Origin of the sequence: Corynebacterium pilbarense (assembly GCF_026930265.1) — a bacterium.
GTDB lineage: Bacteria > Actinomycetota > Actinomycetes > Mycobacteriales > Mycobacteriaceae > Corynebacterium > Corynebacterium pilbarense.
Window position 1 is genome coordinate 1 of record NZ_JANRML010000018.1, and the last position, 25,627, is coordinate 25,627.

Annotated in this window: 25 protein-coding genes and 2 tRNA genes; 14 read left to right on the forward strand and 13 right to left on the reverse strand. The window is 66.8% G+C overall.

Annotated features, from left to right (window positions below):
* The coding region (locus NUW87_RS10330) for a hypothetical protein (protein ID WP_269028431.1) at window positions 1-187 on the reverse strand (187 nt) is incomplete at its 3' end.
* Window positions 188-610: 423 nt separating this feature from the next.
* On the opposite strand from NUW87_RS10330, the gene NUW87_RS10335 reads away from it, so the two are divergent.
* Window positions 611-799, forward strand: a complete 189-nt coding sequence (locus NUW87_RS10335) for a PspC domain-containing protein (protein WP_239219311.1) — start codon at window positions 611-613, stop codon at window positions 797-799.
* Between the two features lie 90 nt (window positions 800-889).
* Here the strand turns inward: NUW87_RS10335 and NUW87_RS10340 are convergent.
* Window positions 890-963: transfer RNA gene (locus tag NUW87_RS10340), tRNA-Arg, on the reverse strand.
* Window positions 964-1,018: 55 nt separating this feature from the next.
* On the opposite strand from NUW87_RS10340, the gene NUW87_RS10345 reads away from it, so the two are divergent.
* The 5 genes from NUW87_RS10345 to NUW87_RS10365 all read left to right on the forward strand — a co-directional run bounded on the left by NUW87_RS10345 (window position 1,019) and on the right by NUW87_RS10365 (window position 6,642).
* The gene (locus tag NUW87_RS10345; protein ID WP_269028434.1) at window positions 1,019-3,001 is read left to right on the forward strand and encodes a bifunctional copper resistance protein CopD/cytochrome c oxidase assembly protein; all 1,983 of its coding nucleotides are present in this window, start codon (window positions 1,019-1,021) and stop codon (window positions 2,999-3,001) included.
* Window positions 3,002-3,170: 169 nt separating this feature from the next.
* Window positions 3,171-3,803: a single-stranded DNA-binding protein gene (locus NUW87_RS10350; RefSeq protein WP_239219315.1), complete on the forward strand. Its 633-nt coding sequence runs from the start codon at window positions 3,171-3,173 to the stop codon at window positions 3,801-3,803.
* A gap of 118 nt (window positions 3,804-3,921) precedes the next feature.
* A complete protein-coding gene (gene ettA / locus NUW87_RS10355; RefSeq protein WP_269028436.1) occupies window positions 3,922-5,592 on the forward strand; it encodes an energy-dependent translational throttle protein EttA in 1,671 nt (556 codons plus the stop codon).
* A 9-nt stretch (window positions 5,593-5,601) separates the two neighbouring features.
* Window positions 5,602-6,015 (forward strand): acyl-CoA thioesterase, encoded by a 414-nt coding sequence (locus NUW87_RS10360; protein WP_269028437.1) that lies wholly within the window; start codon window positions 5,602-5,604, stop codon window positions 6,013-6,015.
* On the forward strand, window positions 6,016-6,642 hold the full coding sequence (locus NUW87_RS10365; RefSeq protein WP_269028439.1) for a DUF8185 domain-containing protein: 627 nt from the start codon (window positions 6,016-6,018) through the stop codon (window positions 6,640-6,642).
* Here the strand turns inward: NUW87_RS10365 and NUW87_RS10370 are convergent.
* Together NUW87_RS10370 and NUW87_RS10375 are read right to left on the reverse strand one after the other, a co-directional pair.
* Window positions 6,639-7,052 (reverse strand): globin, encoded by a 414-nt coding sequence (locus NUW87_RS10370; RefSeq protein ID WP_269028440.1) that lies wholly within the window; start codon window positions 7,050-7,052, stop codon window positions 6,639-6,641. The two genes, NUW87_RS10365 and NUW87_RS10370, sit on opposite strands and share 4 nt — an antisense overlap.
* Window positions 7,036-7,992 (reverse strand): mechanosensitive ion channel family protein, encoded by a 957-nt coding sequence (locus NUW87_RS10375; protein ID WP_269028441.1) that lies wholly within the window; start codon window positions 7,990-7,992, stop codon window positions 7,036-7,038. Before NUW87_RS10375 ends, NUW87_RS10370 begins: the two co-directional genes overlap by 17 nt.
* Before the next feature lie 65 nt (window positions 7,993-8,057).
* Here NUW87_RS10375 and NUW87_RS10380 point away from each other — a divergent pair, with 65 nt between their 5' ends.
* Window positions 8,058-9,200, forward strand: coding sequence for a cystathionine gamma-synthase (locus NUW87_RS10380; protein ID WP_269028443.1), 1,143 nt, complete (start codon window positions 8,058-8,060; stop codon window positions 9,198-9,200).
* On the opposite strand, the gene pepN is transcribed toward NUW87_RS10380, so the two are convergent.
* Window positions 9,187-11,580: an aminopeptidase N gene (gene pepN, locus NUW87_RS10385; protein WP_269028445.1), complete on the reverse strand. Its 2,394-nt coding sequence runs from the start codon at window positions 11,578-11,580 to the stop codon at window positions 9,187-9,189. The two genes, NUW87_RS10380 and pepN, sit on opposite strands and share 14 nt — an antisense overlap.
* Window positions 11,581-11,613: 33 nt before the next feature.
* Between pepN and NUW87_RS10390 the strand changes: the two genes are divergently transcribed.
* Both NUW87_RS10390 and NUW87_RS10395 read left to right on the forward strand, forming a co-directional pair.
* On the forward strand, window positions 11,614-12,231 hold the full coding sequence (locus NUW87_RS10390; RefSeq protein ID WP_269028447.1) for a mycothiol-dependent nitroreductase Rv2466c family protein: 618 nt from the start codon (window positions 11,614-11,616) through the stop codon (window positions 12,229-12,231).
* 5 nt (window positions 12,232-12,236) lie between these two features.
* A complete protein-coding gene (locus NUW87_RS10395) occupies window positions 12,237-12,704 on the forward strand; it encodes a ribose-5-phosphate isomerase (protein ID WP_194559750.1) in 468 nt (155 codons plus the stop codon).
* A 4-nt stretch (window positions 12,705-12,708) separates the two neighbouring features.
* On the opposite strand, the gene NUW87_RS10400 is transcribed toward NUW87_RS10395, so the two are convergent.
* Genes NUW87_RS10400 through NUW87_RS10410 form a run of 3 tightly spaced genes read right to left on the reverse strand, consistent with a single transcriptional unit; the run spans window position 12,709 to window position 15,475 of the window.
* Window positions 12,709-13,815 (reverse strand): glycosyltransferase family 2 protein, encoded by a 1,107-nt coding sequence (locus NUW87_RS10400; protein ID WP_269028449.1) that lies wholly within the window; start codon window positions 13,813-13,815, stop codon window positions 12,709-12,711.
* On the reverse strand, window positions 13,791-14,654 hold the full coding sequence (locus tag NUW87_RS10405; RefSeq protein ID WP_269028451.1) for a glycosyltransferase family protein: 864 nt from the start codon (window positions 14,652-14,654) through the stop codon (window positions 13,791-13,793). The genes NUW87_RS10400 and NUW87_RS10405 overlap by 25 nt, the downstream gene beginning before the upstream one ends.
* Window positions 14,651-15,475 (reverse strand): WcbI family polysaccharide biosynthesis putative acetyltransferase, encoded by an 825-nt coding sequence (locus tag NUW87_RS10410; protein ID WP_269028452.1) that lies wholly within the window; start codon window positions 15,473-15,475, stop codon window positions 14,651-14,653. Before NUW87_RS10410 ends, NUW87_RS10405 begins: the two co-directional genes overlap by 4 nt.
* A gap of 36 nt (window positions 15,476-15,511) precedes the next feature.
* On the opposite strand from NUW87_RS10410, the gene NUW87_RS10415 reads away from it, so the two are divergent.
* From NUW87_RS10415 to NUW87_RS10430, 4 genes are read left to right on the forward strand one after another with little or no spacing between them, the layout of a single operon-like run.
* Window positions 15,512-16,432, forward strand: a complete 921-nt coding sequence (locus NUW87_RS10415) for a glycosyltransferase (RefSeq protein WP_269028453.1) — start codon at window positions 15,512-15,514, stop codon at window positions 16,430-16,432.
* Window positions 16,429-17,544 (forward strand): glycosyltransferase, encoded by a 1,116-nt coding sequence (locus NUW87_RS10420; protein ID WP_269028454.1) that lies wholly within the window; start codon window positions 16,429-16,431, stop codon window positions 17,542-17,544. The genes NUW87_RS10415 and NUW87_RS10420 overlap by 4 nt, the downstream gene beginning before the upstream one ends.
* Window positions 17,541-19,316: a glycosyltransferase gene (locus NUW87_RS10425; protein WP_269028455.1), complete on the forward strand. Its 1,776-nt coding sequence runs from the start codon at window positions 17,541-17,543 to the stop codon at window positions 19,314-19,316. Before NUW87_RS10420 ends, NUW87_RS10425 begins: the two co-directional genes overlap by 4 nt.
* Window positions 19,285-20,079, forward strand: coding sequence for an N-formylglutamate amidohydrolase (locus NUW87_RS10430; protein ID WP_269028456.1), 795 nt, complete (start codon window positions 19,285-19,287; stop codon window positions 20,077-20,079). Before NUW87_RS10425 ends, NUW87_RS10430 begins: the two co-directional genes overlap by 32 nt.
* Window positions 20,080-20,135: 56 nt before the next feature.
* On the opposite strand, the gene NUW87_RS10435 is transcribed toward NUW87_RS10430, so the two are convergent.
* The 5 genes from NUW87_RS10435 to NUW87_RS10455 form a co-directional block, all read right to left on the reverse strand.
* On the reverse strand, window positions 20,136-21,173 hold the full coding sequence (locus tag NUW87_RS10435; protein ID WP_269028457.1) for an HNH endonuclease signature motif containing protein: 1,038 nt from the start codon (window positions 21,171-21,173) through the stop codon (window positions 20,136-20,138).
* Between the two features lie 154 nt (window positions 21,174-21,327).
* Entirely contained in the window at window positions 21,328-22,758 is a 1,431-nt protein-coding gene (locus NUW87_RS10440) for a cytochrome b/b6 domain-containing protein (protein WP_269028458.1), read from the reverse strand.
* The gene (locus NUW87_RS10445; protein ID WP_239219349.1) at window positions 22,758-23,687 is read right to left on the reverse strand and encodes an electron transfer flavoprotein subunit alpha/FixB family protein; all 930 of its coding nucleotides are present in this window, start codon (window positions 23,685-23,687) and stop codon (window positions 22,758-22,760) included. Before NUW87_RS10445 ends, NUW87_RS10440 begins: the two co-directional genes overlap by 1 nt.
* A 9-nt stretch (window positions 23,688-23,696) precedes the next feature.
* On the reverse strand, window positions 23,697-24,470 hold the full coding sequence (locus NUW87_RS10450; protein WP_269028459.1) for an electron transfer flavoprotein subunit beta/FixA family protein: 774 nt from the start codon (window positions 24,468-24,470) through the stop codon (window positions 23,697-23,699).
* Window positions 24,471-24,530: 60 nt separating this feature from the next.
* Window positions 24,531-25,283 (reverse strand): DUF1542 domain-containing protein, encoded by a 753-nt coding sequence (locus tag NUW87_RS10455; RefSeq protein ID WP_269028460.1) that lies wholly within the window; start codon window positions 25,281-25,283, stop codon window positions 24,531-24,533.
* Between the two features lie 140 nt (window positions 25,284-25,423).
* Between NUW87_RS10455 and NUW87_RS10460 the strand changes: the two genes are divergently transcribed.
* A tRNA-Gly gene (locus NUW87_RS10460) sits at window positions 25,424-25,498 on the forward strand.
* The last annotated feature ends 129 nt before the right edge of the window (window positions 25,499-25,627 follow it).

Genomic DNA, 25,627 nt, shown 5'->3' on the forward strand with positions numbered 1-25,627 from the left:
TAACCAGGTCATCCTCGTCGAGGACCTCGCCAGGAGCCAGCACCGTCACAGCAAGGGACAACACATCATCAGCGCGAAGCCCCCGACGGGGCACACGGCGGCTCTGGCCCTTCCGATTGCCGACCGAAGCCGGCTCAGACAACACGTCCGGCTCCGGGATCAACACTGGAACATCGAGCAAAGTCATGAACAAAACCTCCTACGGATCGTTGTTCACAACCAGCCTGACAGTGAGGGGGCGTGGTTGATTCGTACAAAATCTGCCCTTGCCGGGCCCGCCAAACACACGAAAATCGGGCCCCACTGCAAAAGCGTGGGGCGGGGTGAACGGCTTTAGTCCGCACCGTCCTTGTTCGGGGCGGTGAGGTTGTGGATCCAACCCTCTGACCAGGAAAAAGAGAGCGCCCAGGCAGGATTCGAACTCGCGACCGAGATTATCTAATGGGGATTTACCTTGCGAAGTAGACAAACTGCCAACGGGGTCGACGGCACATTAACCCCTATCTAGGAAAACGCTTTCTAAACTCTGGTAAAAACTCTTATTGCGCGAACAAGCAAACGTGGCAAGCAGCGATAGCGGCATCTCGGCATTTGAGAATGGATGTTCATAATGTCCCAGCGAGAAAAATGGCACCGAGTCGAGGAGAGCAAGCTCATAGCAGGGGTCTGTGCTGGAGTAGCTGAAACCTACGGAACCTCCGCCAACACGGTTAGGACCATTTACGTGATTGCCAGTCTCTGCGGGGCGCCCATGGTTATTGTCTACTTATTGCAGTGGGCTATCTACCCGCGATATTGAGTGCCCCTCGTCATTTTGGGCCTACGCGGTAAGTTTTGGCCTTAGCGCGTCGCACCGCCCAGTAAAATGCCTGCTCAAGGCGATAATTTGCGCCCCCAGCAGGATTCGAACCCGCGACCAGCCGGGTAGAAACCGGATGCTCTAATCCACTGAGCTATGGGGGCAATACCGGCTGATTGTAGTTATGGCTCAGCCCGGCGCGAAAGTAGGGTATGCGGCATGAATGCACCTGCACGCACTCGCACCGTTGCCCCCGCTTGGCCGCTGTATTTGGCCGCGTTCGCCATCGCGGCCGTTGTCGCAGGCGCGGTGGGGGAGGCGTTCTCGGGCGGTTCGCTCGCGGAGCTGGGCATCCCGGACCCGGGTGTAGCCACCACGGTGGGTCTGCCGGCGCTGCGCGGCGTCGCGTGGCTGCTCATGGCGCTGGCGACGGGCTCGTTTCTGCTCTCGGCGTTCCTCATCGCGCCGAAGCAGACCCAAGAGGACCTCAACGGCGCGCGCCTGACCGTGGACGGGCACCTCGCTTCGCGCACCGGCGCCCACGCCAGCGCGGGCATCGCGCTGATCGGTCTGGTCATGATCCCGCTGGTGCTTTCCGACGTCTCCGGCCAGCCCCTCAACACCGTCCTGTTCGAAGCGGCCGCGTGGTCGCAGGCGCTGGACCAGGTGGCGGACGCGCGCGTGTGGCTCATCGTCGCGGCGTTTGCGGCGGTCGTCGCGGCGTTTGGGTACGCGGCGACCAGCTGGTGGTCCCAGGTCTGGCTGTTCCTCGGCGCGATTGTGGTGGTCATGCCGATCGCGCTGACGGGTCACTCGGCCACCGGCGGCGCGCACGACTTCGGCACCAACTCGCTGATCTGGCACCTCGTGGCCATGCTGCTTTGGGTCGGCGGGCTGATGGCGCTTGTCGCACATGCTTTACGACGCGGCCCCGGCCTCGCCAACGCCACCCAGCGCTACTCACGCATCGCGTTGTTTTCCATCCTGGCCATGGCCATCTCGGGCGTGGTCAACGCGCTGGTGCGGGTGCGCCTGGAGGACCTGACGCAGTACAGCTACGGCTGGGTGCTGATTATCAAGACCGTCGGCATCATCGTTCTCGGCATCATCGGCTTTGTCCACCGCGAGCGCACCATCCCGCAGCTTCACACCCAACCGCGTGCGTTTACCCGCCTCGCCGCGGGAGAGGTGCTGATCATGGCGGCGATTTCCGGTCTGGCGGTCACGCTCGGCCGCACCCCGCCCCCGCCGCCGCTGGACCCGAACTTAACCCGCATGCAGATCCAGATGGGCTACAACCTCACCGAGCCGCTGACCTGGACCAACTGGCTGACCACCTGGCGCCCGGAGCTGTTGTTCAGCGTGATTGCGATCCTGTTGGCGGCCTATTACCTGCACCTGGTTCGCCGGGTGGAGGGGTGGCCTGTTGCGCGCACGCTGTGGTGGTTGCTGGGCTGCGCAACGCTCGTCGTCACGCTGAGCTCCGGCATGGGCATGCACATGCCCGCCTCCTACTCGGCGCACATGACGGTGCACATGATCCTGTCCATGGGCGTGCCGGTGTTTCTGGTGCTCGGCGCGCCGCTGACACTTGTGCGCGAGGCGTACCCGGCCGGCGAGTTCAACCCGCGGCTGTGGGCCGAAAGCTTCCAACGCTCGAAGTTCCTGCGCGCGGTGACGTTCTCGCCGGTATCCACCATCCAGTTTTTGGTGTTCTTCTACGCCATGTACGTGATCCAGCCGTTCTACGAGCTCATGATCTCCGAGCACGCCGGGCACGTGATCATGAACGCTGTGTTCCTTATCTCCGGCTACCTCTACTTCTGGGAGCTCATCGGCCCCGACGAGATTCAAGGCCGCCCAACCGCGAAGGTGCGCCTGCTGTGGCTGTGGGTGTCCATGCCGTTCCACCTGTTCATGGGTGTCTACCTCATGCAGCTTGGTTCAGTGATGGCCGAGGATTTCTACCGCTCGCTGGAGCTGCCGTGGAACCCGGACCTGCTCGCCGTGCAGAAGGACGGCGGCGGCATCGCGTGGGCGTCCGGCTCCTTCCCGCTGGTGATCGTCTTCGGCGAGCTGTTCATCCGGTGGTGGCGCGAGGACAAGGCGGAAACGGCCGCCTCCGACCGCCGCGCGGAGGAGACCGACGACGAGGAATGGCGCCGCTACAACGAGATGCTTTCTCAAATTCATGGCCGCTAGCTGCGGATTGTGATTTTCTCAGGTTAAGTTATCCACAATTTGGCCGACCTCTTTTTCCGGCTTGTGTTTCGTGCGACTCTGCTCGCGCAGGGGGCAATTGCTTATCGACGCAAAGCTCCGCCCCTGCAACCGCACACCATCCGCACACACGCAGAAAGGGGCCAACCACATGGCCAACATCGACTACACGCTGCTCGGCAACCTCATCGCCGAGCCGTACTTCAAAACCTTCAACTCCGGCAACGCCGTGCTGCGCTTCCGCGTGGCCACCTCGGACGCGAAGAAAGAAAAGAACGACAACGGCAACGAGGTCTGGCGGGACTACAACCAGTTCTACGTCGACGTCGAGTGCTGGGGCCAGCTCGCGATCAACGCCGGCGCGTCGCTGCGCAAAGGCTTCCCGGTGATTGTCATTGGCAAGCTTGTCCACGAGTACTGGGAAGGCAAAGACGACAAGGGCGAGCCGGTCCTGCGGTCCAAGACCATGGTCAAAGCGCGCCACGTCGCGTTCGATCTCGCGCGCTACCAGGTCAACTCGGTGCGCACGTCAGTCTCCGGCAACACGCTCGAAGGCCACGAGATGCCCAAGGCGATGGACGCCAAGGCACTGAACAGGAAGCTCAACGGCGAGGAAGGCGACAACTCCGAGCCGGAGAACGGCTGGGATAGCCTGTCGGACACTCCGGCGGTGGAGGAGCGCCGCGTCAGCGCCGAGGACGTCGACGGGGTGAGCCGCACCGACGCCGACACCGACACAGACACGGCAGGCGAGGAGCTCGCCGCCGCCGGCGCGCCCTTCTAGTTTTGGTGCTTTCGCCCCGCCGCTTCCAGCGTGCTTTGGAAGCGGCGGGGCACTCGCCTGCGTGATGTACCCTAAGTGCGGTATTTACCTCCGCACTCACCAACAAAGGGGATTCGTAGTGGCTGAGTTCATCTACACGATGAAAAACGTCCGCCGAGCCATCGGCGAGAAGGTCATCCTGGACAACGTCACCATGGCGTTTTACCCGGGCGCAAAGATCGGCGTCGTGGGCCCGAACGGCGCCGGTAAGTCGTCGCTGCTGAAGATCATGGCCGGCATCGACCAGCCGAACAACGGCGAGGCATTCCTCCAGCCGGGCGCGTCCGTGGGCATCCTGTTGCAGGAGCCGCCGCTGAACGAGGAAAAGACCGTGCGCGGCAACGTCGAGGAAGGCCTCGGCGAGCTGTTTGAGAAGAAGCAGCGCTTCGAGCAGATTGCCGAGGAAATGGCGACGAACTACTCCGACGAGCTCATGGAAGAAATGGGCAAGCTGCAGGAAGAGCTCGACGCGGCCGACGCGTGGGAGATCGACTCCAAGATCGAGCAGGCCATGGAGGCTCTTCGCTGCCCGCCTTCTGACGCACCGGTGACCAACCTGTCCGGTGGCGAGCGCCGTCGAGTAGCACTTGCGAAACTGCTGCTGAGCGAGCCGGACCTGCTGCTTCTCGACGAGCCCACCAACCACCTCGACGCCGAGAGTGTCCTGTGGCTGGAGAAGCACCTGCAGACCTACCCGGGCGCCGTGCTGGCCATTACCCACGACCGCTACTTCCTGGACAACGTCGCCGAGTGGATCTGCGAGGTCGACCGCGGCAAGCTCTACCCCTACGAGGGCAACTACTCCACCTACCTGGAGAAGAAGGCCGAGCGCCTCGAGGTCGCCGGCAAGAAGGACCAGAAGCTGCAGAAGCGCCTGAAGAAGGAGCTGGACTGGGTCCGCTCCTCCCCGAAGGCCCGCCAGGCCAAGAACAAGGCCCGTCTGGAGCGCTACGAGGAGATGGCGGCAGAGGCCGAGCAGTACCGCAAGCTCGACTTCGAAGAAATCCAGATCCCCACCCCGCCGCGCCTGGGCAACAAGGTCGTCGAGGTGGAGAACCTGAACAAGGGCTTCGACGGCCGCGTGCTGATCAAGGACCTGTCGTTCACCCTGCCGCGCAACGGCATCGTCGGCGTGATCGGCCCCAACGGTGTGGGCAAGTCCACGCTGTTCAAGACCATCGTGGGCCTCGAGGAAGCGGATTCCGGTTCGGTGGAGATCGGCGACACCGTCAAGATCTCGTACGTTGACCAGAACCGCGAGAACATCAACCCGGAAGAGACCGTCTGGGAGGTCGTCTCCGACGGCCTGGACTACATCCACGTCGGCCAGAACGAAATGCCGTCGCGCGCCTACCTGTCCGCCTTCGGTTTCAAGGGCCCGGACCAGCAGAAGCCGTCGAAGGTGCTCTCCGGCGGCGAGCGCAACCGCCTGAACCTGGCGCTGACGCTGAAGCAGGGCGGCAACCTGATCCTGCTGGACGAGCCGACCAACGACCTCGACGTCGAAACGCTCGGCTCGCTGGAAAACGCGCTGCAGGCCTTCCCGGGCTGCGCCGTGGTGATCTCGCACGACCGCTGGTTCTTGGACCGCACCTGCACCCACATCCTGGCCTGGGAGGGCAACGTGGAAGAGGGCAAGTGGTTCTGGTTCGAGGGCAACTTCGGCGACTACGAGGCCAACAAGGTCGAGCGCCTCGGCGAGGAAGCTGCGAAGCCGTCGCGCGTCACCCACCGCAAGCTCACCCGTTAGGAGTACCCCATGGCTGAGCCGAACAGGATCCACGTCCACACCATCCCGGTGCGCTGGAGCGACTTCGACCGCTACGGGCACGTGACCAACTCCGCCTACATCGAGCTCGCCCAGGAGGCGCGCTTGGCGTTCGCGCAGGAGTTCTTCTACTCCCAGGGCCACGAGTTCGTGGTGTTCGTGCGCCGCCTCGAGGTGGATTACGTCCGCCCGATCCTGCCCAACACCACCGAGGTGACGGTGGAGACGCAGGTGTCCAACGTGGGCAACACGTCGTTCACCACCCACCAGGAAATCAAGGATGCGCAGGGCAAGGTCTGCTGCGTGATCGACTGCGTGCAGGTCACGGTGGATACCACCACGACCTCGCCACGCGAGATCACGCAGAAGGAGATCGGCATCCTGTCTCAGACGGCCGGGGCCTAAGTGGTCGAGGTTCGCATCGAGCGCGGCGCGCGCGGGCTCACCGCGCTGCTTTCGCGTGCGCTCGCGCTGGACGCCCAGGCCTCCGCGCGCATTCAGGAGGTGGGGGAGGGCCAGCTCGACGTGTTCGTGACCACGCCGTTTGATGCCATTGCTTCTCGACGCACCTCCGGCACCACCACGCACCCTGGCGCCACCGTCAGCGCTCGCGCCATACTCGACGCGTTGAAGGCCGGGGAAGCCGAGGTCGGCCCCGCCCGCGACGCCGCCTGGCCCGGGGCCCTGCCGCCGGCCAGCGGCTTCGTCGCCCGCGAGGAAGTGCCCATCGGCGTCGCGCGCCGCCTGGCGGACGAGGGCCGCAACCTAGCGCGCCAGTTCTCCGGCCCGGCCGGCCCGCCGCGCTCGCTTCTCGACGGGGTAGTGCTCACCGCCGACGCCGACAGCGACAACCCCGTGGAGATCCCCATGCGGATGATCTTCGCTTGCACCTCGCTCGGGCTCATCCCCGGCTTCGAGGCGCCCGTCGAGATCCCGCGCCACCTGCGCGTTTCCAGCTCCGGCAGCTGGGTGCGCCTGGACGCGCCGTTCGGCTCCGTCTACCGCAGCACCCGGCCGAACCTGCTGTTTTAGTACGCGCGCGGGCCCTGGTTGATCATCATGTAGGCCACGCGCTGCATGTGGTTCCACATTTGGGCGCGGTAGGCGGGCGGCAGCTCGTCGTCAGTAAATTGCTCCATGGAATTGCCCATGAGCTCCAACCAGCGGTCCGCCTCCGCCTCACCGATGGCGAACGGGAGGTGGCGCTTGCGCAGCATCGGGTTGCCGCGCTTTTCCTGGAAGGTGCGTGGGCCGCCCCAGTACTGCACCAAAAACCAGCGCAGGCGGTCCTGCGCGCCGTCCCAATCCTGGTCCGGGTACATCGGGCCGATGAGGTCGTCCTCTTTGACCTGCGTGTAAAAGCCCTCGACGAGGCGGTGGAAGAACGCGTCGCCACCGACGGCGTCGTAAAGCGTCTGCTCCTGCTTAGGACCGATCTCCATTGCTCTCCTTCATCTCTACAAGCACAGAATCCATCGCCGTGAGCACCACATCCTGCTCGTGCAACGCCGCCAGGATGCGGTGGTTCAGGTGGCGCGCCACGCCCCACTGCTCGCCCGGCATCGTGGTCACGGCAAGGCGGAAGGACACGTACGTCGGGTTGAACTCGCTGGGGCCCAGCATGGTCGGAGTGCCCATAACCACGTCGCGGATCTCCGGGTCCTGACACGCCGCCGCAGCCGTGTCCTCGATGACGCGCGACACCTTGTCCGGGTTGGCCATGACAGACACCGGGATCTGCAGGCGCGCCGTGGAGAAGCGGGCGGAGTGGTTGCCCACCAGGTTGATGTCGCCGTTGCGCACATGCCACAGGGCGCCGTCGATGTCGCGTAGCGTGGTGATGCGCAGCGACATCTCCTCCACCTCGCCCACCACGTCGCCGACCTGGATGGTGTCGCCGACGCCGAACTGGTTCTCAATGAGAATGAACATGCCGGAGAAGAAGTCCTTCACCAGCGACTGCGCGCCAAAACCGATAGCCACGCCGACCACGCCGGCGGACGCGATCAGCGGCGCGACGTTCACCCCCAGCTGATCCAGCACGGCGAGGATCGCCCATGCCCAAATCACAATCGCGGCGACAGAACGGCCCACGTTGCCCAGCGTCTTCATGCGCTGCTGGCGGCGGGCCTCCTGCGCCCGGTACTGCGGGGTGTCCTCCACGGTGGGGGCGATGAACGGGGTGCGCTCGATGCCGTGGCGGGTGGCGCGGTTGATCACCTTGCGCGCCACCCAGCTCAGCACCAGTGCGACCACGATGATCAGCAGGATCTTCAGGGGGCGTTCCACCACGAGTTCGTGGGTGGCTGGGTCGTTCCACCAGTTGGTGACGCCGTCGACGGCCTCGTCGACCTTTTCGGCAGTTTCTGTTTGCGCTTTCATCGGGTCCCGAGTCTAGTGCATAAAAATGGCCACGGGATGAACCGCTTGGTCTACTGTTTGCAGACATGACTGGATTTGCTACCGACGCCATTCACGCCGGATACGAACCCGACAGCCTGTACGGGCCGATCAACACGCCGATCTACGCCTCCACCACGTTCGCCCAGGACGGGCTGGCGGAGCTGCGCGGCGGCTACGAGTACACCCGCGTGGGCAACCCCACCGTCACTGCGCTGGAAAAGGCGGTCGCGGCGCTGGAGGGCGCCGAGTACGCCGTCGCGTACTCCTCCGGCATGGCGGCTATCGACGTCATCCTGCGCATCCTGCTCAAACCCGGCGACCACATCGTCGTGTCCAACGACGCCTACGGCGGCACCTACCGCCTGATCCAGCAAGTGTTCACGCAGTGGGGCGTGGAAAACACCGTGGTGGACATGACCAACCCGGACGAGGTCGCCGCGGCGGTCAAGGACAACACCAAGGCCATCTGGGTGGAAACGCCGACGAACCCGATGCTGGACATCGTGGACATCGAGGCCATCGCCGCCGTGAAAAAGCAGGCCGCGCTGGTGGTGGACAACACGTTCGCCTCGCCGTACCTGCAAAAGCCGTTCGACCTCGGCGCGGACGTGGTGGTGCACTCCACCACGAAGTACATCGGCGGCCACTCGGACGTCGTCGGCGGCATCGTCTGCGGCGACGATTCCCGCGTCCCCGGCTTCCACGAGCAGTTGCGCTTCTTCTTCGGCTGGGTCGGCGCGAACCCGTCCCCGTTCGACACGTACCTCACCGGCCGCGGCCTGAAGACGCTTTCCGTGCGCATGGACAAGCACTGCGACAATGCGGAAGCCGTCGCAAAGTTCTTGGATGCCCAGCCCCAGGTCGCGCGCGTGTGTTACCCGGGCCTGGAAACCCACCCGGGCCACGAAACCGCGAAAAAGCAGATGTCCTGCTTCGGCGGCATGGTCTCCGTGCTGTTCCAGACCACCGAGCAGGCGAAGACGTTCTGCAAGTCCACCAAGCTGTTCTGCCTGGCGGAGTCCCTCGGCGGCGTGGAGAGCCTGCTCGAGCACCCCGCCACTATGACGCACGTCTCCGTCGCCGGCTCCGCCCTCGAGGTGCCGGGCGAGCTCGTGCGCATCTCGGTGGGCATCGAGGAGGAGGCCGACCTCATCGCCGACCTCGAGCAGGCGCTTACTCAGCTGTAGCGTCGACCTCGCGGTTGCGCACCGCACGCGCGATGCGGTCCTGCCCCTCGGCGATGACGCGCTTCAGCCCGGCCGCGGCGTCGCCGCCCAGCAGCGCATTCGCCTTGTCCACGGCGCCGGCGGTGACGTCCCAGCGCGGGTACATGCCCTCGAGGGTGCGCTGCGCCATCTCGTTGGTCAGCCGCTCCCACAGCGCGGGCGCGGCGCGGAAGTACTCGTCGGTCAGGCCCTCGAGCCCGTCGTAGGTGAACGTCAGGCCGTCCATGAGGTAGCGGGCTTCGAGGTTGGTCAGGTCGTCTTCGACGAGCTTCTGCCAAGCCCATCGCTTATCGACGACAGCTCTCGCCCGCAGCCGCGAAATCGCGCCCTCCGACGTGTTGTCCTGCTCCTTTTCCGCCGCCTCCAGCGGAAGCGCGCCGGCGGCGATGAGGTTGGTGATGGCCAGCCAGCGCACCTCCTGGTTGTCGGAGCGCTCCAGGAGCTCCTTGAAGTAGGCGATCGTCTCCTCGGTCGGCGTCAGGCGGGCCAGGGCGCGGTCGAAGATGGCAGCCGGCTCCGCGCCGCGGAAGGCGGCGTTGAGCAGGTCCATGCCCTCGCCCTCCCAGGCGGGGTCGACGTACTGGCGAACCGCCTGCGTCGCCTGCGCGAGCAGGCGCTCCTGCACCGACGGATGCGTTTCGGCAGCGGCGTGGGCGGCGACCAGCTTCACAAACTCGCGGGCGACCAGCTCGCCGTCGCGAACGGACTCCCACAGCGACGACCAGATCAGAGTGCGCGCCAGGGAATCTTCGATCTCGCCGATGTGCTCCAACGCGAACTTCTGGTGCTCCGGGGTCAGGCGCATCTTGGCGTAGGTCAGATCGTCGTCGTTGACGATCGCCAGGTCGTGCTCGATGCCGGCGAGTTCGGGGATTTCGGTGTGTTCGCCGTCGATGTCGGTCTCGATCTGCTTGACGCGGGAAACGGAGCCGTCGATAAGCTTGTAGAGCCCCACGCGCACACGGTGCGGGCGCGGATCCTCCTGCAGCACCGCGAAGCGCTCGCCGATCTCCGGGCGCAGCGTCGACGGGCCCGTGGTGCGCAGCCACTGCTCGGCCCAGCTAGACAGGTCGCGGCCCGACGCCTCCTCCAGCGCTTCGAGTAGATCGTCGAAGGTGGCGTTGGAGTAGGCGTGGTTGTCGAAGTGCTTGCGCACGCCCGCGAAGAACTCCTCGTAGCCCACGTACGCCTGCAGCTGCTTCAGCACGGACGCACCCTTGGCGTAGGTGATGCCGTCGAAGTTCTGCTCCGCCGTCTCAATGTCCGGGGCGTCCGCGGCGATCGGGTGCGTCGACGGCAGCTGGTCCTGCTGGTACGCCCACGCCTTCTCCACGGACGCGAACGTGGTCCACGCGTCCGCGTACTCGCCGATCGCCGTCTGCGCGGTGGCCGCCGACCAGGTGGCGAAGGACTCGTTGAGCCACAAATCGTCCCACCACTGCATCGTGACCAAATCGCCGAACCACATGTGCGCCATCTCGTGCAGGATGGTGTCGTTGCGGCGCTCCAGGCGGTACGGGGTGGGCTCGGAGGTGAAGATGTACTCGTCGCGGTACGTCACACAGCCGACGTGCTCCATCGCGCCCATGTTGTACTCCGGGCAGAACACCTGGTCGTACTTGTCGCCGAACGGGTAGGTGCGGCCGAAGTTGGCGTGGTAGAAGTCGAAGCCGTCCTTGGTCTGACGGAAGATGCGCTCCGAATCCATGTGGGGGATCAGGGACGCGCGGGCGTACAGGCCGAGCTCGATGGTGCGGCCGTCGCCGGCGTCGTAGGTGTCGGAGATGCGCTCAAACTCGCCGGCGCAGATCGCGATGAGGTAGGTCGACAGCGGGTAGTTGATCGTGGTGGTCCACGTCGCGGTGCCGTCGCCGTTGTCGGTGCGGGTGGCCGCCTCGTTGAGGATGACGGTGTAGCGCTCCGGCGCCTTGACGCTGACGGTGTAGGTGGCCTTCAGGTCCGGCTGGTCGAAGCCGGCGAACACCTTCATCGCCATCGCCGGCTCGAACTGGGTGTACAGGTAGTCCTTGCCGTCCACCGGGTCGGTGAACTTGTGCAGGCCCTCGCCGGTGCGGTTGTAGGCGTCGTGGGAGGTGACGGTCAGCGTGTGGGCGCCGTCGCTAAGCGAAAGCTCCCGGCCTGTCTCCTCGCCGTCGAGGGTGGCCTCGAAGCCTGCCGCCACCAGGTCGAAGTGGGTGGTGCCCGCCTTCGAGTCGAAGTGCACGGTGCTCACCGTGGTGAACTCGTCGGCACCCGTGATGTCCACGGCGATGTCGTAGCGGACGTTGGAAATCAGTTCAGCGCGCGCCTGCGCGTCCTTGCGAGTCAAATTTGTCTTCATCTGCCGCAGCCTACACGCGCTATCGTGGGCGCCATGACGGAACAAGTGAAATTTTGGTTTGACGTATCGTGCCCGTTCGCATGGCAGACCTCCCGCTGGATCAAAGAGGTGGAGAAGGTCCGCGACATCGAGGTCGAGTGGGTGCCCATGTCGCTCGCAGTGCTTAACGACGGCCGCGACATCCCCGAAGACTACGCAGCCATGATGGAGGCGAACTGGGGCCCGGCCCGCGTGTTCGCGAAGGTCAAGGAGGAGCAGCCCGAGAAGGTCGACGAGCTGTACACCACGATGGGCACGATGATCCACGCCGGCGGCGAGGGCGGCAAGAAGGGCGACGGCGCCTACGACGAGATCATCGCCAAGGCACTGGCAGAGGTCGGCCTGCCGGAGCACTTCGCCGAGGTGGCCAACACGCCTGACTGCGACGACCTGCTGCGCGGCTTCCACGCCACCGCCATGGACGCCGTCGGCGACGACGTGGGCACCCCGGTGGTTGCGTTGAACGGCACCGCCTTTTTCGGCCCCGTGATCACCCGCGTGCCCGAAGGCGAAGAGGCGGGCAAGCTGTTCGACCACGCCGTCGGCCTGGCCGAGTTCCCGTACTTCTTCGAACTCAAGCGCACCCGCACGGAGATGCCCCAGGTACGCTAAACGCCATGCGTATTTACCTTGGAGCAGACCACGCCGGATTCGAGCGTAAGAACCAGATCAAGGCCCACCTTGAGGCCCAGGGCCACGAGGTGACCGACTGCGGCGCCCACGAGTACGACGCCGCGGACGACTACCCGGCGTTTTGCATCGCCGCGGCTGAGGCCGTGGTCAACGACCCGGGTTCGCTGGGCATCGTGCTCGGCGGCTCCGGCAACGGCGAGCAGATCGCCGCGAACAAGGTCAAGGGTGCGCGCTGCGCCTTGGCGTGGTCGGAAGAGACCGCGAAGCTTGCCCGCGAGCACAACAACGCGCAGCTCATCGGCATCGGCGGACGTATGCACACCGAGGAAGAAGCGCTCGCAATTGTCGACGCCTTCGTGTCCCAGCCGTGGAGCGAAGAGGAACGCCACCAGCGCCGCATCGACATCCTCGCCGAGTACGAGCGCACCGGGGTCGCCCCCGAGCTGCCGTAGTGCGTCACCAGCCGGCGAAGTAGCGCTCCAGCTGCAGCGGGCCAGACACCGGAGTAAGCCCGATGTCCTCGGGGTGCGCCGTCACCGGCTCCATCTCTAACGCGGCGGCGCGCCTCGTGCGCACCACCGTGCCGTCGGGGGAGAGCACGTACTCCACCGCCAGTAGGGCATCGAGGTCCTGCGGCGCCCAGCCGGCACCGACCGCGATGTTCACCCGCGCGTCGACCTCGTCGGTGCCCACGCGCGGGTCGTCCGCGAACAGCGCCGGCACCTCCGCCACGCGAACGTACGCGCCGACTTTCAGCCACTCCGCGATGACGAAGTCGCGCACCCCCTCGCCGTCGAGTTCCGGGACCTCCACCTGCATGTCGAACGTGTCGAAGATGACCCCGTCCGGGCGCGCCAGTGGGTGGGTCACGCGCCGGGCCAGCGCCAGCGACTCGGCGTTTTTGACGGCGGTGGCGGCCGTCGGGTCGTCGTAACGCTTGCCGAAGTCCTCCTCCGCGTGGTGTGCGACGGCCGTCGGCTCGTGCACGAACGACGCGCCCGCGTTCCAGGCGCGGAAGCCGAACTCCCAGTCCTCGCCGCCGTAGCCGACGAGTGTGCCGTCGAAGCCGCCGACCGCGTCGAAGAACTCGCGCGAGCACGTCAGCACCGCGGAGATGATGTAGCGCCAGGAGCTGTGGTCGGCGTCGCGGAGGTTGGCGGTGGCGGACCAGGCGTCGATAAGCCATTGCGGCTCGGTGTCCTCGGCGCCGGTGCGCCGCGCGCCGACGACCACCGCCCGCACATCCCCCACGATGTGCGGCACGACCGCCGAGAGGTAGCCGGGCTCGGGCACGGTGTCGGCATCGAGAAACGCGAGCACCTCGCCGCGCGCGGCGTCCGCCCCGAGGTTGCGCGCCGCGGCCGCGCGGAAGCCCTTGTCCTCCTGGCGCACCACGCGCACGCCCTCGATCGCGGGTGGTTCGGTGGAGCCGTCGTCGGCCACGACGATCTCCACCTCGCCCGCGTAGTCCTGCGCCCGCACCGCCGCGACGACCCGCTCGAGCGCTTCCGCGTCGTTGTAGTGCGGGATGACAACGCTCACATCAGGCCAGCTAAACGCCATGTTTCCTCCCACAGTTGCGCGACTTCGGCCCATCCGTAGCGCGGCGGGTCCATCTGTTCGGGCTCATGCCTATCGACGGCCTCGCGCCAGCCCCCATCCCCCACCAGCGTGACGCGACCGGGCAGCCAAGCATCGATCTCGCGGGCGTAGTCGGAGTCGCGCACCAGTACGGTGCGGCCTGCGCCCAGCCAGGCCATCAGCGAGCCGGAGGCGGAGAAGTGGCGGTGCGGGCACACGGGGTGGGCGATGCGGCCCATTTCGTGTGCGAGTTGGGCGTCGGAAAGCCAGCCCGTGATTTCGGCGTCGAGGTTTTCGGCCCATGTTTCGTGGCCTTTCGAGACCGCGCCGAGGAAGCGGAGTTTGCGGTCCGGCAGCGCGTCGATGAGGTCCTCGTGGCCCTTGCCGGGGTAGAGGAACCCCAGCACGCCGACGCTGCCCGGCTCGGGGTTGAAGGGGGAGTCGATCACCGGGATGGGCAGGCGGATCACGGACGTTTCGGCGTCAAAGAAGGACGCCTCGTGGTTGGAGTTGACCACCGCGACGTCCGCCTTCTCGACGAGCTCGCGGTAGACGCGTGCGCGGCGTGCGTAGCGCTCGGCGCCCTCCTCGGGCTGGGGGATGTCGTGCAGGCTCACGGACAGCGGGCCGTCGATGCGCGCAAGCAGGCGCTCGGCGGTGTCGCCAAAGAGGTGGTCGGTGAACGTGACGTGGACGGGGCCGGTGAGCGGGGAGTCGCCGAACGTCTCCTCCCGGAGAACCTCGGCCCCGGTGGCGCGGGCGAGCCCGAGGGCGTACTCAGTCACCCCGTGGCCCGCGGGGCCGACGATGAGATGTTTCATGCAAGCAACCCTAGATTCGCAATGCGCTCCGCGTGGCGCTGCAGGCCATGAGCGACAAGCGCCGGGCGCTCACGGTAGAACTCCAGCTGTGCGGCGCGGATCTCGTCGGCGTCGATGACCCCGCCGCCGCGCTCGCGCCACTGATCGCGGCCTGTCACTGAAACACCCAGGGCGTCGGCGGCCGCGGCGTCGACGGGCGCGTCGAGCCCGCCGAGCATTTCGTAGTCTGGGGCGACGGGCTCGTCGGAAAGCCCAAGTTCTTGAAGTACCCGCGATGCCATGAACGCAAGGGTGGCGTTGTCGGGGTGGTTGACGGTGTGCCACACCGGGTTGGTCTCCAGATAGTCCGACACCACAACCGTGCCGTGGGCCTGCTCGCGGCGCCGGATCTGCTCGACGGACATGGCGGCGGCGCGGCGCAACGCGTCCGGCGACGGCGGCGCGGCCGGGGCGTGCCCCGCGGCCGTGACCAGGGTGCGCAGGTCGTGGTACGGCACCACCGGCGGGTTCAGCGACGGATCATCAGGGTCGCGGATGATGGCCTGGTGGGGCATGAGCCCGTCGAAACGCAGCACCGGCACGACCACCCGCCGCGCCGAAGTGCGAAGCTGCCGGGTGCCCACGGGCAGGCCGCGGTAGTTGTCGCGGATCGGCTGGGTGACTAACACGTCGGCGCGGGCGACGAGGTCCAAGAACCACTCCATGTCCGCCGCCTCCAGCTCGTGGACCGGGGCGATGCGCTCGCCGGTGAAGTGTCCGGTGGACATGAGCAGTTTGCGGGTGGACTCCGCTTGGCAGTTACCGACGACAACAAGCAGCATGCCAACACAGTATGCGAAAACGTTTATATTAGTGGGGTGCGCGTTCTGTCTATCCCCTCCGGTCACCCGTACACGCAGGCTATCCGCCCTGCTGGCGTGGAGTTTTTGCCGGACCCGGACATCGGCGGCAACTGGTGGCCGCACCCCGCCTTTGAGGCCGAATACTGGCGCGACCCGCCCGCCGTGGACCTCGTGCACATCCACTTCGGCTTCGAGCACCGCACGCCCGCGCAGATCGCCGAGCTGTGCCGCGCGCTGCCGGTGCCGCTGGTGCTCACGGTCCACGACCTGGATAACCCGCATCTCGTGGACCAGACCGAGCATCACCAGCGATTGCAATTGCTTATCGACGAAGCTTCCGCCCTGATCACCCTCACCGACCAGGCCGCGGACGTGCTGCGCCGCGACTTCGGCGCGACGGACGTGCGCGTGGTGCCGCACCCGCGGATCGTGGAGGAGCCGGTGCACGTGGAGCCGGGGGATCGCGCGGCGGTGTTTTTGAAGTCGGTGCGCTCTAACGTGGTCGCGGACGCGCAGTTCTACCGCGATATCGCGGCGCAGGTGCCGTTGGATGTGTATGTGCATGGGGGAGCGGAGCTTGCGTCGATAGGCACTGTGGTGCATGAGCCCATGACTGACGACGAGCTGCACGCAGCCGTCGGCCGCGCCGGGGTGTGCGTGCTGCCCTACACGCGCGGCACGCACTCGGGGTGGCTGGAAATGTGCCGCGACCTGGGAGTTCCCGTCGTTGTGCCGGACTGCGGCTGCTACGCCGGGCAGGCAGACACACCGGAAGCGGTGGAGGTATATGCTGCCGGCGACGGGCGCGCGGCCGGTGAGGCGGCGGCGCGGCTGCTCGCCCGCGGGCCGATGCCGTACGCGGGCGACCGGGTGCAGCAGCTGGACGAGGTGCGCCGCGCGCACGAGGAGATCTACAGGAAAGTGGTGAGCGAGTGACCGTTGCCGCGAAACCCGCACTGGAGACCTCGCGCACCGGCAAGCTGCGCATCGCGTTGGTCGGCCCCGCGCGCTACCCGGTGCGCGAACCGTACGCCGGCGGGCTGGAGGCGTTCTGCCACACCATGGTCGCCGCCCTTCGCGACCTCGGCCACGACGTGGACTTCTTCGCCGCCGAAGGCTCCGACGGCAACGACACAACACTCGAACTGCCCGGGGTGGACTGGGGCGCGGACGCCGCAGACGCCACCGACACCACCTACCCGGAAGGCGGCCGCGAGCGGGAAAACGCCGCGTTTGTGCAGCTGCGCCGACTGCTGGTCGCCCGCGGCTACGACGTGGTGCACAACAACAGTCTCAACCCGTACATCTTCCCCTCGGCCGCGTCGCCGGAGCCGCTGCCGATGCTGACCACGCTGCACACCCCGATGGTCGAGGAGATCCAGGCCGCCATCACCGCGGCCGGCCTGCGCGCCGGGCGCTTCGCCGCCGTGAGCCGCACCACTGCGCGCGACTGGCGCCTGCCCAGCGAGCCGGTGATCATCCCCAACGGCGTCGACGTGGAACTGTGGCGCCCCGGCGACGGCGGCGACATCGCCGTGTGGTTCGGCCGCCTCGTGCCGGAAAAGGGCGCGCATTTGGCCATCGACGCCTGCAGCAAAGCCGGCGTGCCACTGGTGCTGGCGGGACGCAACGGGGACCACCACTACTTCCGCGACGAGATCGAGCCTCGCCTCGGCGACGGCGCCCGCTGGATCGGCGAGCTCTCCCACGCGGAACTGCGGCGCCTGGTCGCCGGGTGCGGCGTCGCCGTGGTCAGCCCGCGGTGGGAGGAACCGTTCGGCCTCGTCGCGTTCGAGGCGATGGCGTGCGGCACCCCCGTTGCAGCGTTTCGGCGCGGCGGCATGGGCGAGCTGCTACGCGACGCCCCAGCCGCACTCGCCCCAGCCGACGACGTCGACGCACTCGCCGCCGCGATTATGCAGGCGCGTGGGATTGGTAGGGACGTGGTGCGCCGTTGGGTCGTCGATAGGCATTCGCTTTCCCAAACCGCGAAGCACTACACCGACATCTTCCGCCAGGTGGCGGCGTTTGGAAAGGTAGGAAAATGATCGGGATTTACGCCCACCACCACGGCTCCGGGCACCTGCACCGCTGCCGCGCCATCCAGCGCGAACTGCGAGCGATGGGCCACGAAGTGCAGATCCTGTCCACCACAGGCGGCGACGTTGCACTTCTCGACGACGCCAGCGACACCCCGCGGCCCCTACGCAGCGCACGCGCCATGACCGCCGGCGGCACGCTGCACTACGCACCGTACGGGGCGCCGCAAATCGCGTCGCGGTTCGCGCAGATCGCCGACTGGGTGGCAGAAAACCAGCCCGAGGCGTTCTACGTGGACGTGTCCAACGAGGTCGCCGCCTTCGTGCGTCTAATGGGTATCCCGGTGGTGGTGCACGCGATGCCGGGCTACCGCGGCGACGCCCCGCACCAGCTGGCGTACACGCAGGCCGACGCGATCGTGGCGGCGTGGCCGGACTGGGTCGAGGTGCCCAGCCACCTGCGCGCCCACGCCGACCGGCTGCACGCCGTCGGCGGGATCTCGCGGCTGTCCCCGCGCGCGGGGGTACAGCGCGACCCGAACCACGTGGTCGTGATGGCGGGCTTGGGCGGCTCGACGTGGTCGCCCGAGGACTGGGAGGCGGTGCAGCGCGCCTGCCCTGAGTACCGGTTCACCTTCTTGGGCGGGGACAACCACGTCGACGACCCGACCGAGCTGCTGCAGTCCGCGGGCATCGCCGTGACCGCCGGCGGGCAAAATTCCGTGGCGGATTTGGCCGCCACTGACACCCCGGCGGTGATCCTTCCGCAGCCGCGCCCCTTCACCGAGCAAAAGGCGGGCGCGAAAGCGCTCGAAGGCCTAGCGACGGTACGAAACGCCTTCCCAGCCCCCGAAGAATGGCCCGAACTGCTGCGCCGGCGCGACACCGACTGGGGCCGATGGCAGACGCACGGCGCGGCGCGCCGGGCCGCCGAGGTCATCGCCGGCGTGGCCGCCGACCCCGGCCAGCCCGCGACCTGCGTGATCACGCTCGCCGACGCGAACCGGCGCGACCACCTGACTCACCAGGTCAACCTCATGCCGATGGGCGTCGACCACATCACCGTCGCGCTCGCCGATGCGGACGTGCTGGGCAAAGCCGTGCCGAAAAGCCACGTGATTGCGGGGCCTGACAACCTCGCCGCCGCCCGCAACCTGGGCGCGAAGGTGGCCACCCAGCGCGGCGCCGAGGTGCTCGTGTTCCTCGACGCGGACTGCCTCGCCTCCGACGCGCTCGTCCCACGCTACGTTGCGGCGCTGCAGCAGCGCCCCGACGCCGTGGCCGCCGGCCCGGTGACCTACATGGACGAGGGACAAATCCGCGTCACCGACCCCGACCCGCACTCGGCTCGCCCCAACCCCGCCGACGGCAAGCTCGTCGACGCCGACAACTACAACCTGTTCTGGTCCCTCTCCTTTGCCCTTACCGCAAAGACGTGGGCGCGCATCGAGCGCGACTTCGGAGGCTTCGACGCCGGCTACCAGGGGTACGGCGGGGAAGACACCGACTTCGCCCGGGAGCTTCAGCGCCACCGCATTCCGCTCGTCTGGGTCGGCGGCGCCCACGCCTACCACCAGTGGCACCCCGTGTCCTCGCCGCCGTGGGAACACCTCGACGACATCGTCGCCAACGCCAACCGATTCCATGACAAATGGGGAACCTTCCCCATGGAAGGTTGGTTGGAGGCGTTTGAGGCCGAAGGTGCCGTCGAGAAGCAAGAAGCCCCAGAGCGCTATATCCTGCGGAACCATGAACTTCACCATCCACGAAGGAAGCACTGACTGCCCGGTGATCGTGCACGTGCCGCACGCGTCGCGCGAGATCCCGGCCGAGGTCGCCGCCGACTTCATCGCCACCGACGAACAAATTGCGCGCGAGCTCGACCGCGTCACCGACGACCACACCGACATCCTCGCCGCGGCCGCCGCTGAGCGATCCGGCTGCGCGCCGTGGATGATCGTGAACAACCTCTCCCGCCTGGTCGCGGACCCGGGGCGGTTTTCCAACGAACGCGAATCCATGGACTCCACCGGGCGCGGCGCCATCTTCCTCAAACTCGGCGACGGCAACCCGCTGCGCCCGCTGGACATGGACATCGCCGACCTGAAAGCCGAGTACTACTTCCCGTACGCCGATGCGGTGTCCAAGCTGGTCTCCGGCCGTATCCAAGACTGCGGCTGCGCCGTGATCGTGGACGTGCACTCTTACAACAACCAACCCGACGAGTACCGCATCCACCCCGGCAAACTCCTGCCGGATGTGTGCATCGGCACCCACTCCGTGCACACACCCGCCGTGCTTGCCGACGAAGCCGACCGCACCTTCACCGCCGCCGGATTCAACGTGGAGCGCAACACCCCCTTCGCCGGGGCCTACGTGCCGGTGGACTACGACAAGAACACCTCCGTGTTGGCCGTGATGTTCGAGGTGCGCAAAGACCTGCTGGAAAACGACGAATCACGTGTGCGCGTCGAAGCCGCCCTGGCCGAGGTGATCCGCAAGGCCGTGGAGATTTCCCGCACCGACATGGGCCGCCCGATGTAGCCGTTTTTGGCATGCCGATGTGCCCGCCGGGTGGGGCGGGGTGTGTTGGGGTGGGTTTAGTCGAAGAGCAGTTCCATCGCGCCCGGGGTGGTCATGGGAACTTTCGTGCCGTTGGGTGCGACCCAGTGGATGCGGGCGTTGGGGTTGTCGATGTAGCCGAACGGGCCGTGCCGGTTGTCGGCGTTGACCCCGTTGTGGAACGGGCAGAGTTCGGCGAGGTTGTCCATGTTGGTCATCCCGCCGAAGCGCCAGGCGTTGATGTGGTGCGTTTGTGTGGTCTCCGCCGAGTGTTTGCAGTCCGGGAACGCGCAGGCCGGGCAGGTGAGCTTCGACATGACCTTTTGTTTTGGGTTGGCGCAGCGCTTTGCGTGGTAAAGGTTGACGGGACCTTCTTGTGGGTGGAACGCGGCGACTTCTAACACGTCGCCGAATTCGTGCTCCATGTATTCGGCACCGGTCATGGTGGTGCCGTCGGTGCAGATCAGCGTGACCTCATCGCCGGTGCCGGATTGGATGCGGGCCCAGTCGGCGATCGGCACCAGGATGATCGGCCGGAAGTTCGCCTTCGGTACTCCTTTGCCGTCGCGCAGGATCCCGATGAGGGTGTGGGCCATTTGGGCGGCCGCCGGGTCGTCTGCGTCGATGAGTTTGCGCAGCAGGTGCTCAAGATCGGCCAGGTCGCGCTCGTTGTAGGTCAGGATCATGGTGCGCATGCCGGCCTTCGAGCGGGAGAACCGGCACGAGGGTGGGGCTGGTTTGATGGGTTGTTTGATCAGCCGTTTGATGCGCTTGGTCAGTGCCCTATATGAGCCGCGGTGGCGCACCAGGTCGAGGCGGATGCGCCAGCGTTCCGCGGCTCCTTCGACGGCGAGCAACTTTTTCTCGATGTGCACGAGCTGGTCGACGGGCATGCCCTCGGCGGCGGCTAAAGCTTCGCGTTGTTTGCGGGTGAACTGGGTCGGCCCAAAGTAGGTGTGGTGCACCCGCGCCAAATCGCGCACCCGGCCAGACGATAGGCCGGCGGCCATAGCGGTATCGCGGTCGAAGTCGGCGAGCACGCCCACGCCTGCGGAAACAAAGTCGGTGAAGTTCATGGGCTGAAAGCTAGGGCAACGGATGGGCGTCGAAAAGCATCCGCGAAAAATCTGTGGATAACCGCCGCCGGTTGTTGACTCCGCAACACAGTTGTCCACAGCAACGCAAAACGCGGTGGCGCACCAGCACCACCGCGTCAGACGCTGCGAAGTTTTAGCGCTTGGACACCTTGCCGGTCGCACCCGCCACAGGCGCGACGACGGAGGCGCGCGCGAAGAACCAGCCCAACGCCGTGACACCCGCCGCAATCAGGAACAACACCACACCGATCCAGCTGGTGGCGTCCTCGCGCGCGGCGAACATCGCGTTCATGTTGCCGCGCAGGCCGGTGGTGAGCACGAGGAAGACGTGCACCACCACAAACGCCACGAAGTAGATCATGGTGGGGAAGTGCACCGCGCGCGCCCACGACATCGGCACGGCCTTCCACGATGCCGGCCACATGCTGCTCATGCGGAAACCGGACGCGATGGCCAGTGGCGACGCGATGAACACGGTGATGAAGTACGACAACTCCTGCAGCGCGTTGTAGTGCAGCCAGGGGTTCTCCGTCGGCCAGTCCAGCGAGAGGTACTGCAGGCCCGCCGACACCGCGTGCGGGATAACCTCCCAGCTGGTGGGCACGATGCGCATCCATTGGCCGGTGGTGAACAGCAGCACGAAGAACACCACTCCGAGGACGACCCACGCGATGTCGAGCGCCTGGTGCAGCCACAGCGTCACCGAAATCTTCTTGCCGCCCTTTGTCGGCTGCCAGTAGGCGGCGGGGCGTTTCTCGCGGCGCACGTCGATGCCCGTTTTGATGATCAGCGCCATGAGGAACATGTTGAAGAAGTGCGCCCAGTTCAGCCATCCAGGAAGGCCGACAGGGGCGTTGTCCGGCAGCGGCTGGATGCCGTTGTAGCGGGCGATGAAGTCTGCGCCGGCCTCGGTGCCCACGTACCATCGAGCGCCGAAAACGGCCGCGGCCAGCAGCAGGAGGGCACCAATCGCCCAAGGGAGCCATTGCTTTGCGACGCCCTCCGGTTTCCCCGCCGACTCCACCCGAGCCGGCTGCTGAGCCGCCTGCGGGGTTGGTTTCGGGTCGGGTTTCGGGGCTGGCTCGGGCGCCGTCTTGGCGACAGCGTCGTCGACCACCGTCGCCGCTACAGGCGCCGCGGGTGCTGTCTCGGTTTCCGGCTGCGGTTCGGGCTCAGCTTCCGGTGCGGGGGCGGCGACGCGCACGGTGCCCGCGGGCGGCCACGGTTCGCCGCCCTCGACGCGGGGCAGACCCTGGCGCAGCGGCACCTCGACGGTGTGCGCGGGCTCCGCGTCGGCGGATCCGACGACGGCAGCGGCGGTCGCGGCGGGCACGGCAACGGTCCCGGCGGGCGGCCACGGATCGCCGCCCGGCACACGCGGCAGGCCCCGGCGCAGCGGCACCTCAACGGTGTCGGCGGCGACAGGCGTCGGCGCGGTCTCAACCGGCTCAGCGGCATCCGGCGCGGCCTCAACCGGCGCGTCTGCAACGTCGACGGTGCCGGCCGGCGGCCACGGTTCGCCGCCCTCGACGCGGGGCAGTCCTCGGCGGAGTTCTACCTGCATTACTTGCGCGCCTCAATCTCGGAGATGATGTCCGGCACCAGGTCGAAAAGGTCGCCGATGATGCCGAAGTCGGCGATGTCGAAGATGGGGGCGTCCTCGTCGGAGTTGATCGCCACGATGGTGTCGGCGGTCTGCATACCCACCAGGTGCTGCACCGCGCCGGAGATGCCGACACCGATGTAGAGCTTCGGGCTGACCATCACGCCGGTTTGCCCGATTTGCGCCTCGTATGCGACCTGGCCTTCGTCGACGGCGGAGCGGGTGGCGCCGACAGCGGCCCCGAGGGCGTCGGCGAGCCCGCCGACGAGGTCTTCGAACATGTCTTCGTCGCCCAAGGACACGCCGCCTGCGACCACCTTGTCGGCGGTGAGCAGGTCGGGGCGGTCGGAGGTGCGCTCCACGGGGGTCACGGAGAGCACCTCTGCCTCTCGACGCCCCGACGGCGCCACCTCCAACTCCCGCACCTCAGGCGTGGTCGCGTCTGCGCGCGTGTCCACAGCGCCCTTGCGCACGGTGATCACCGGCGCAGAGTGCGTCGACGCGGCGGTGGCGGTGTAGACGCCACCGAAGTTCTGGTGCTCGGTGACGATGCCCTGGTCGTCTTGGGTAACGCCGGTGGCGTCGGTAAGCAGTGCCTTGCCCTTGCGCGCCGCGAATCGGCCGGCGGCTTCGCGCCCGCGCACGGTGTGGGCGAACAGTACGGCTGCTGGGAAGAGTTCGTCGAAGGCGGCGGCAGCTGCGTCGATAAGCGGGGCGTTGGACACGAGCACGACAGCGGCGCCGACGGCACCCAGCGCCTCGGCGTGCGCGCGGTCCTGCGCCAGCACCACCGGGGTGCCGACGGCGGACGCGGCGCCGATGAGCTCGGCCGCACCGGGGCTGACCGCACCGTCGAAGGAGCTGTCCGGGACAACAAGAATCTGGGTCATGGCTGCTCCTTAAATGAGGTTTTTGGATTCGAGGAAGTCCACCAGGCGGGCCGCGGCGGTGGAATTGCCGTCGATGATCTCGCCGCGCTCGCGCTCCGGGCGGCGTTCGATGCTGGTCATGATGGCGCGCGGATGCGTGAAGTCCTCCGGGTCTACGCCGAGCTCGGCGAGGGTGACGGTGCGCAGCTCCTTCTTCTTCGCGGCCATGAGGCCCTTGAAGTTGGGGAAGCGCGGGTCCGCGAACTCGTCGGCCACGGACACCACGGCCGGCAGCTGGGCCTCAAGCTGGGCGGTGGCGGCGTCGGAAGCCTGGGTGGCTCGCACGGTGTCGCCCTCGAGCGTCAGCTCGGTGAGGTTGGTCAGCACCGGCCAATCCAGCAGTTCGGCCATGAAGGGGGCGATGACGCCGGTGCTGCCGTCGGAGGACTCGGCGCCTGCGATGACAAGGTCGTAGCCCTGCTTCTCGACGAGCTTCGCCAACACCTCACCAGTCAACGTCGCATCCGCGCCTGTGAGTGCGTCGTCGGAGACGATGTACGCCTCGCTCGCGCCCATGGCGATGCCGCGGCGCACCGAATCGGCGGAGGACTCCGGGCCGACGCTTAAGATCTCCACCTCGACGTTTTCGCCCGCTTCGGCGATGCGCAGCGCGGCTTCGACGGCGCGTTCGCTGACCTCGTCGGCGACGACGTCACCGGAGCGGTCCGTCAAACCTGTCTCCAGGTTCATTTCGCGGTCACTGTACGTGTCCGGCACTTCTTTCAGCAGCACAGCAATGCGCACGGCCACTCCTTGCTCTCGAGCTTTCTGGGGTTCGCGATCGCTGTGCAGTGTAACGCACGGCTAAAAGTCGAATCCCCCGAAGTCAAAGCCGCCGCCGTCGCCGAAGCCGCCAAAGTCCCCGAAGTCTCCGCCGCCGGCGTCGCCCATGTCGCCCATGTCACCCATTTCGCTCATGTCGCCGGCGCCGTCCATTCCTTCGCCGAGCCCGCCGGCCTCAAACGCCTCCGCGGACGCCACGCCGGACATGCCAGCGAACATGGTGGAGTAGAACATCATGGAGCTGGCGGCCCACACGCCGGTCATCATCGCCGGGCCCCACCAGACGGTGGAGTACCAGCCGGCAGGCACCGGACGGCCCGCAACGGCGCCGCCGGGGTAGTAGTGCGGGGTCTGCGCAGTGGCGTGCGGCGACGCCGTGACCTGCGTGCCGTCCTGTTGGGTCACGGTGCGCTGCTCGGTCACGCGCCCAGCCTGGCGTTGCCCCTCCAGCTCCGGCAGCTGCGGGCCGGCGGGTAGGCCCATGATCTCGCGGGCCGCGTTGACGTAGTGCAGGCCCTCCAGCGCGGACTCGCGGGCCAGCATCGCCTGTTTCACGGAGCGTGCGTCGCTCAGCCCGGCGGATGCCGCGTTGAAGCGTTCCGAGGCGTCGGCCATCGCCTGCTGCGACGCGGTGTCGTTGCCGGAGAGGTTCAGCACCTGCGAGCCGAGGCGGTCGGTCCACCGTTTGGCGTCGGCGTATGCGTCGTCGAAAGACAGCTGCTGTTGCTGCGCCACCTGGCGGCGCGACGGCTGCACCTGGCGCTGCCCGCCCATCATCGGCAAAAACAGGATGGGGGCAAGGATGAACAGCAGGAAAAGTAGTCCGAACACAGTGGCTCCTTTGCGTGTCTGGTCACGTGTTTGGTTCAACCGTACCGGCTGCGCTAACATTCCCAACAGCGCTTTTGGCGTATGGGAATGTCGTATAGTGGCTAATACCTCAGCCTTCCAAGCTGAAGACGCGGGTTCGATTCCCGTCATTCCCTCCATGTCATGAGTCGCGTCATGCTTGACGCATGAGTCGCGACATGCTGGACGGACCGGCATCTCAGTTGTTTTTATTCTGGGGTGCCGGTTTTGTTCATTCGGGGCGTAGTGGTGGGTCGCCGTGTTTCCAG

What these genes read in the sequence shown, in the direction of transcription:
- pepN (WP_269028445.1), bottom strand. Translation starts at nt 11,580, where the DNA reads ATGAAGACAAATTTGACTCGCAAGGACGCGCAGGCGCGCGCTGAACTG.
- NUW87_RS10405 (WP_269028451.1), bottom strand. Translation starts at nt 14,654, where the DNA reads ATGAAACATCTCATCGTCGGCCCCGCGGGCCACGGGGTGACTGAGTAC.
- NUW87_RS10455 (WP_269028460.1), bottom strand. Translation starts at nt 25,283, where the DNA reads ATGGGCGGGCAGCGCCAGGTGCAGCCGTCGCGCCGCCAGGTGGCGCAG.
- NUW87_RS10440 (WP_269028458.1), bottom strand. Translation starts at nt 22,758, where the DNA reads ATGCAGGTAGAACTCCGCCGAGGACTGCCCCGCGTCGAGGGCGGCGAA.
- NUW87_RS10370 (WP_269028440.1), bottom strand. Translation starts at nt 7,052, where the DNA reads ATGGAGATCGGTCCTAAGCAGGAGCAGACGCTTTACGACGCCGTCGGT.
- NUW87_RS10335 (WP_239219311.1), top strand. Translation starts at nt 611, where the DNA reads ATGTCCCAGCGAGAAAAATGGCACCGAGTCGAGGAGAGCAAGCTCATA.
- NUW87_RS10430 (WP_269028456.1), top strand. Translation starts at nt 19,285, where the DNA reads ATGAACTTCACCATCCACGAAGGAAGCACTGACTGCCCGGTGATCGTG.
- NUW87_RS10400 (WP_269028449.1), bottom strand. Translation starts at nt 13,815, where the DNA reads ATGGCGTTTAGCTGGCCTGATGTGAGCGTTGTCATCCCGCACTACAAC.
- NUW87_RS10435 (WP_269028457.1), bottom strand. Translation starts at nt 21,173, where the DNA reads ATGAACTTCACCGACTTTGTTTCCGCAGGCGTGGGCGTGCTCGCCGAC.
- NUW87_RS10425 (WP_269028455.1), top strand. Translation starts at nt 17,541, where the DNA reads ATGATCGGGATTTACGCCCACCACCACGGCTCCGGGCACCTGCACCGC.
- NUW87_RS10345 (WP_269028434.1), top strand. Translation starts at nt 1,019, where the DNA reads ATGAATGCACCTGCACGCACTCGCACCGTTGCCCCCGCTTGGCCGCTG.
- NUW87_RS10395 (WP_194559750.1), top strand. Translation starts at nt 12,237, where the DNA reads ATGCGTATTTACCTTGGAGCAGACCACGCCGGATTCGAGCGTAAGAAC.
- NUW87_RS10350 (WP_239219315.1), top strand. Translation starts at nt 3,171, where the DNA reads ATGGCCAACATCGACTACACGCTGCTCGGCAACCTCATCGCCGAGCCG.
- NUW87_RS10445 (WP_239219349.1), bottom strand. Translation starts at nt 23,687, where the DNA reads ATGACCCAGATTCTTGTTGTCCCGGACAGCTCCTTCGACGGTGCGGTC.
- NUW87_RS10360 (WP_269028437.1), top strand. Translation starts at nt 5,602, where the DNA reads ATGGCTGAGCCGAACAGGATCCACGTCCACACCATCCCGGTGCGCTGG.
- NUW87_RS10375 (WP_269028441.1), bottom strand. Translation starts at nt 7,992, where the DNA reads ATGAAAGCGCAAACAGAAACTGCCGAAAAGGTCGACGAGGCCGTCGAC.
- NUW87_RS10390 (WP_269028447.1), top strand. Translation starts at nt 11,614, where the DNA reads ATGACGGAACAAGTGAAATTTTGGTTTGACGTATCGTGCCCGTTCGCA.
- NUW87_RS10410 (WP_269028452.1), bottom strand. Translation starts at nt 15,475, where the DNA reads ATGCTGCTTGTTGTCGTCGGTAACTGCCAAGCGGAGTCCACCCGCAAA.
- NUW87_RS10380 (WP_269028443.1), top strand. Translation starts at nt 8,058, where the DNA reads ATGACTGGATTTGCTACCGACGCCATTCACGCCGGATACGAACCCGAC.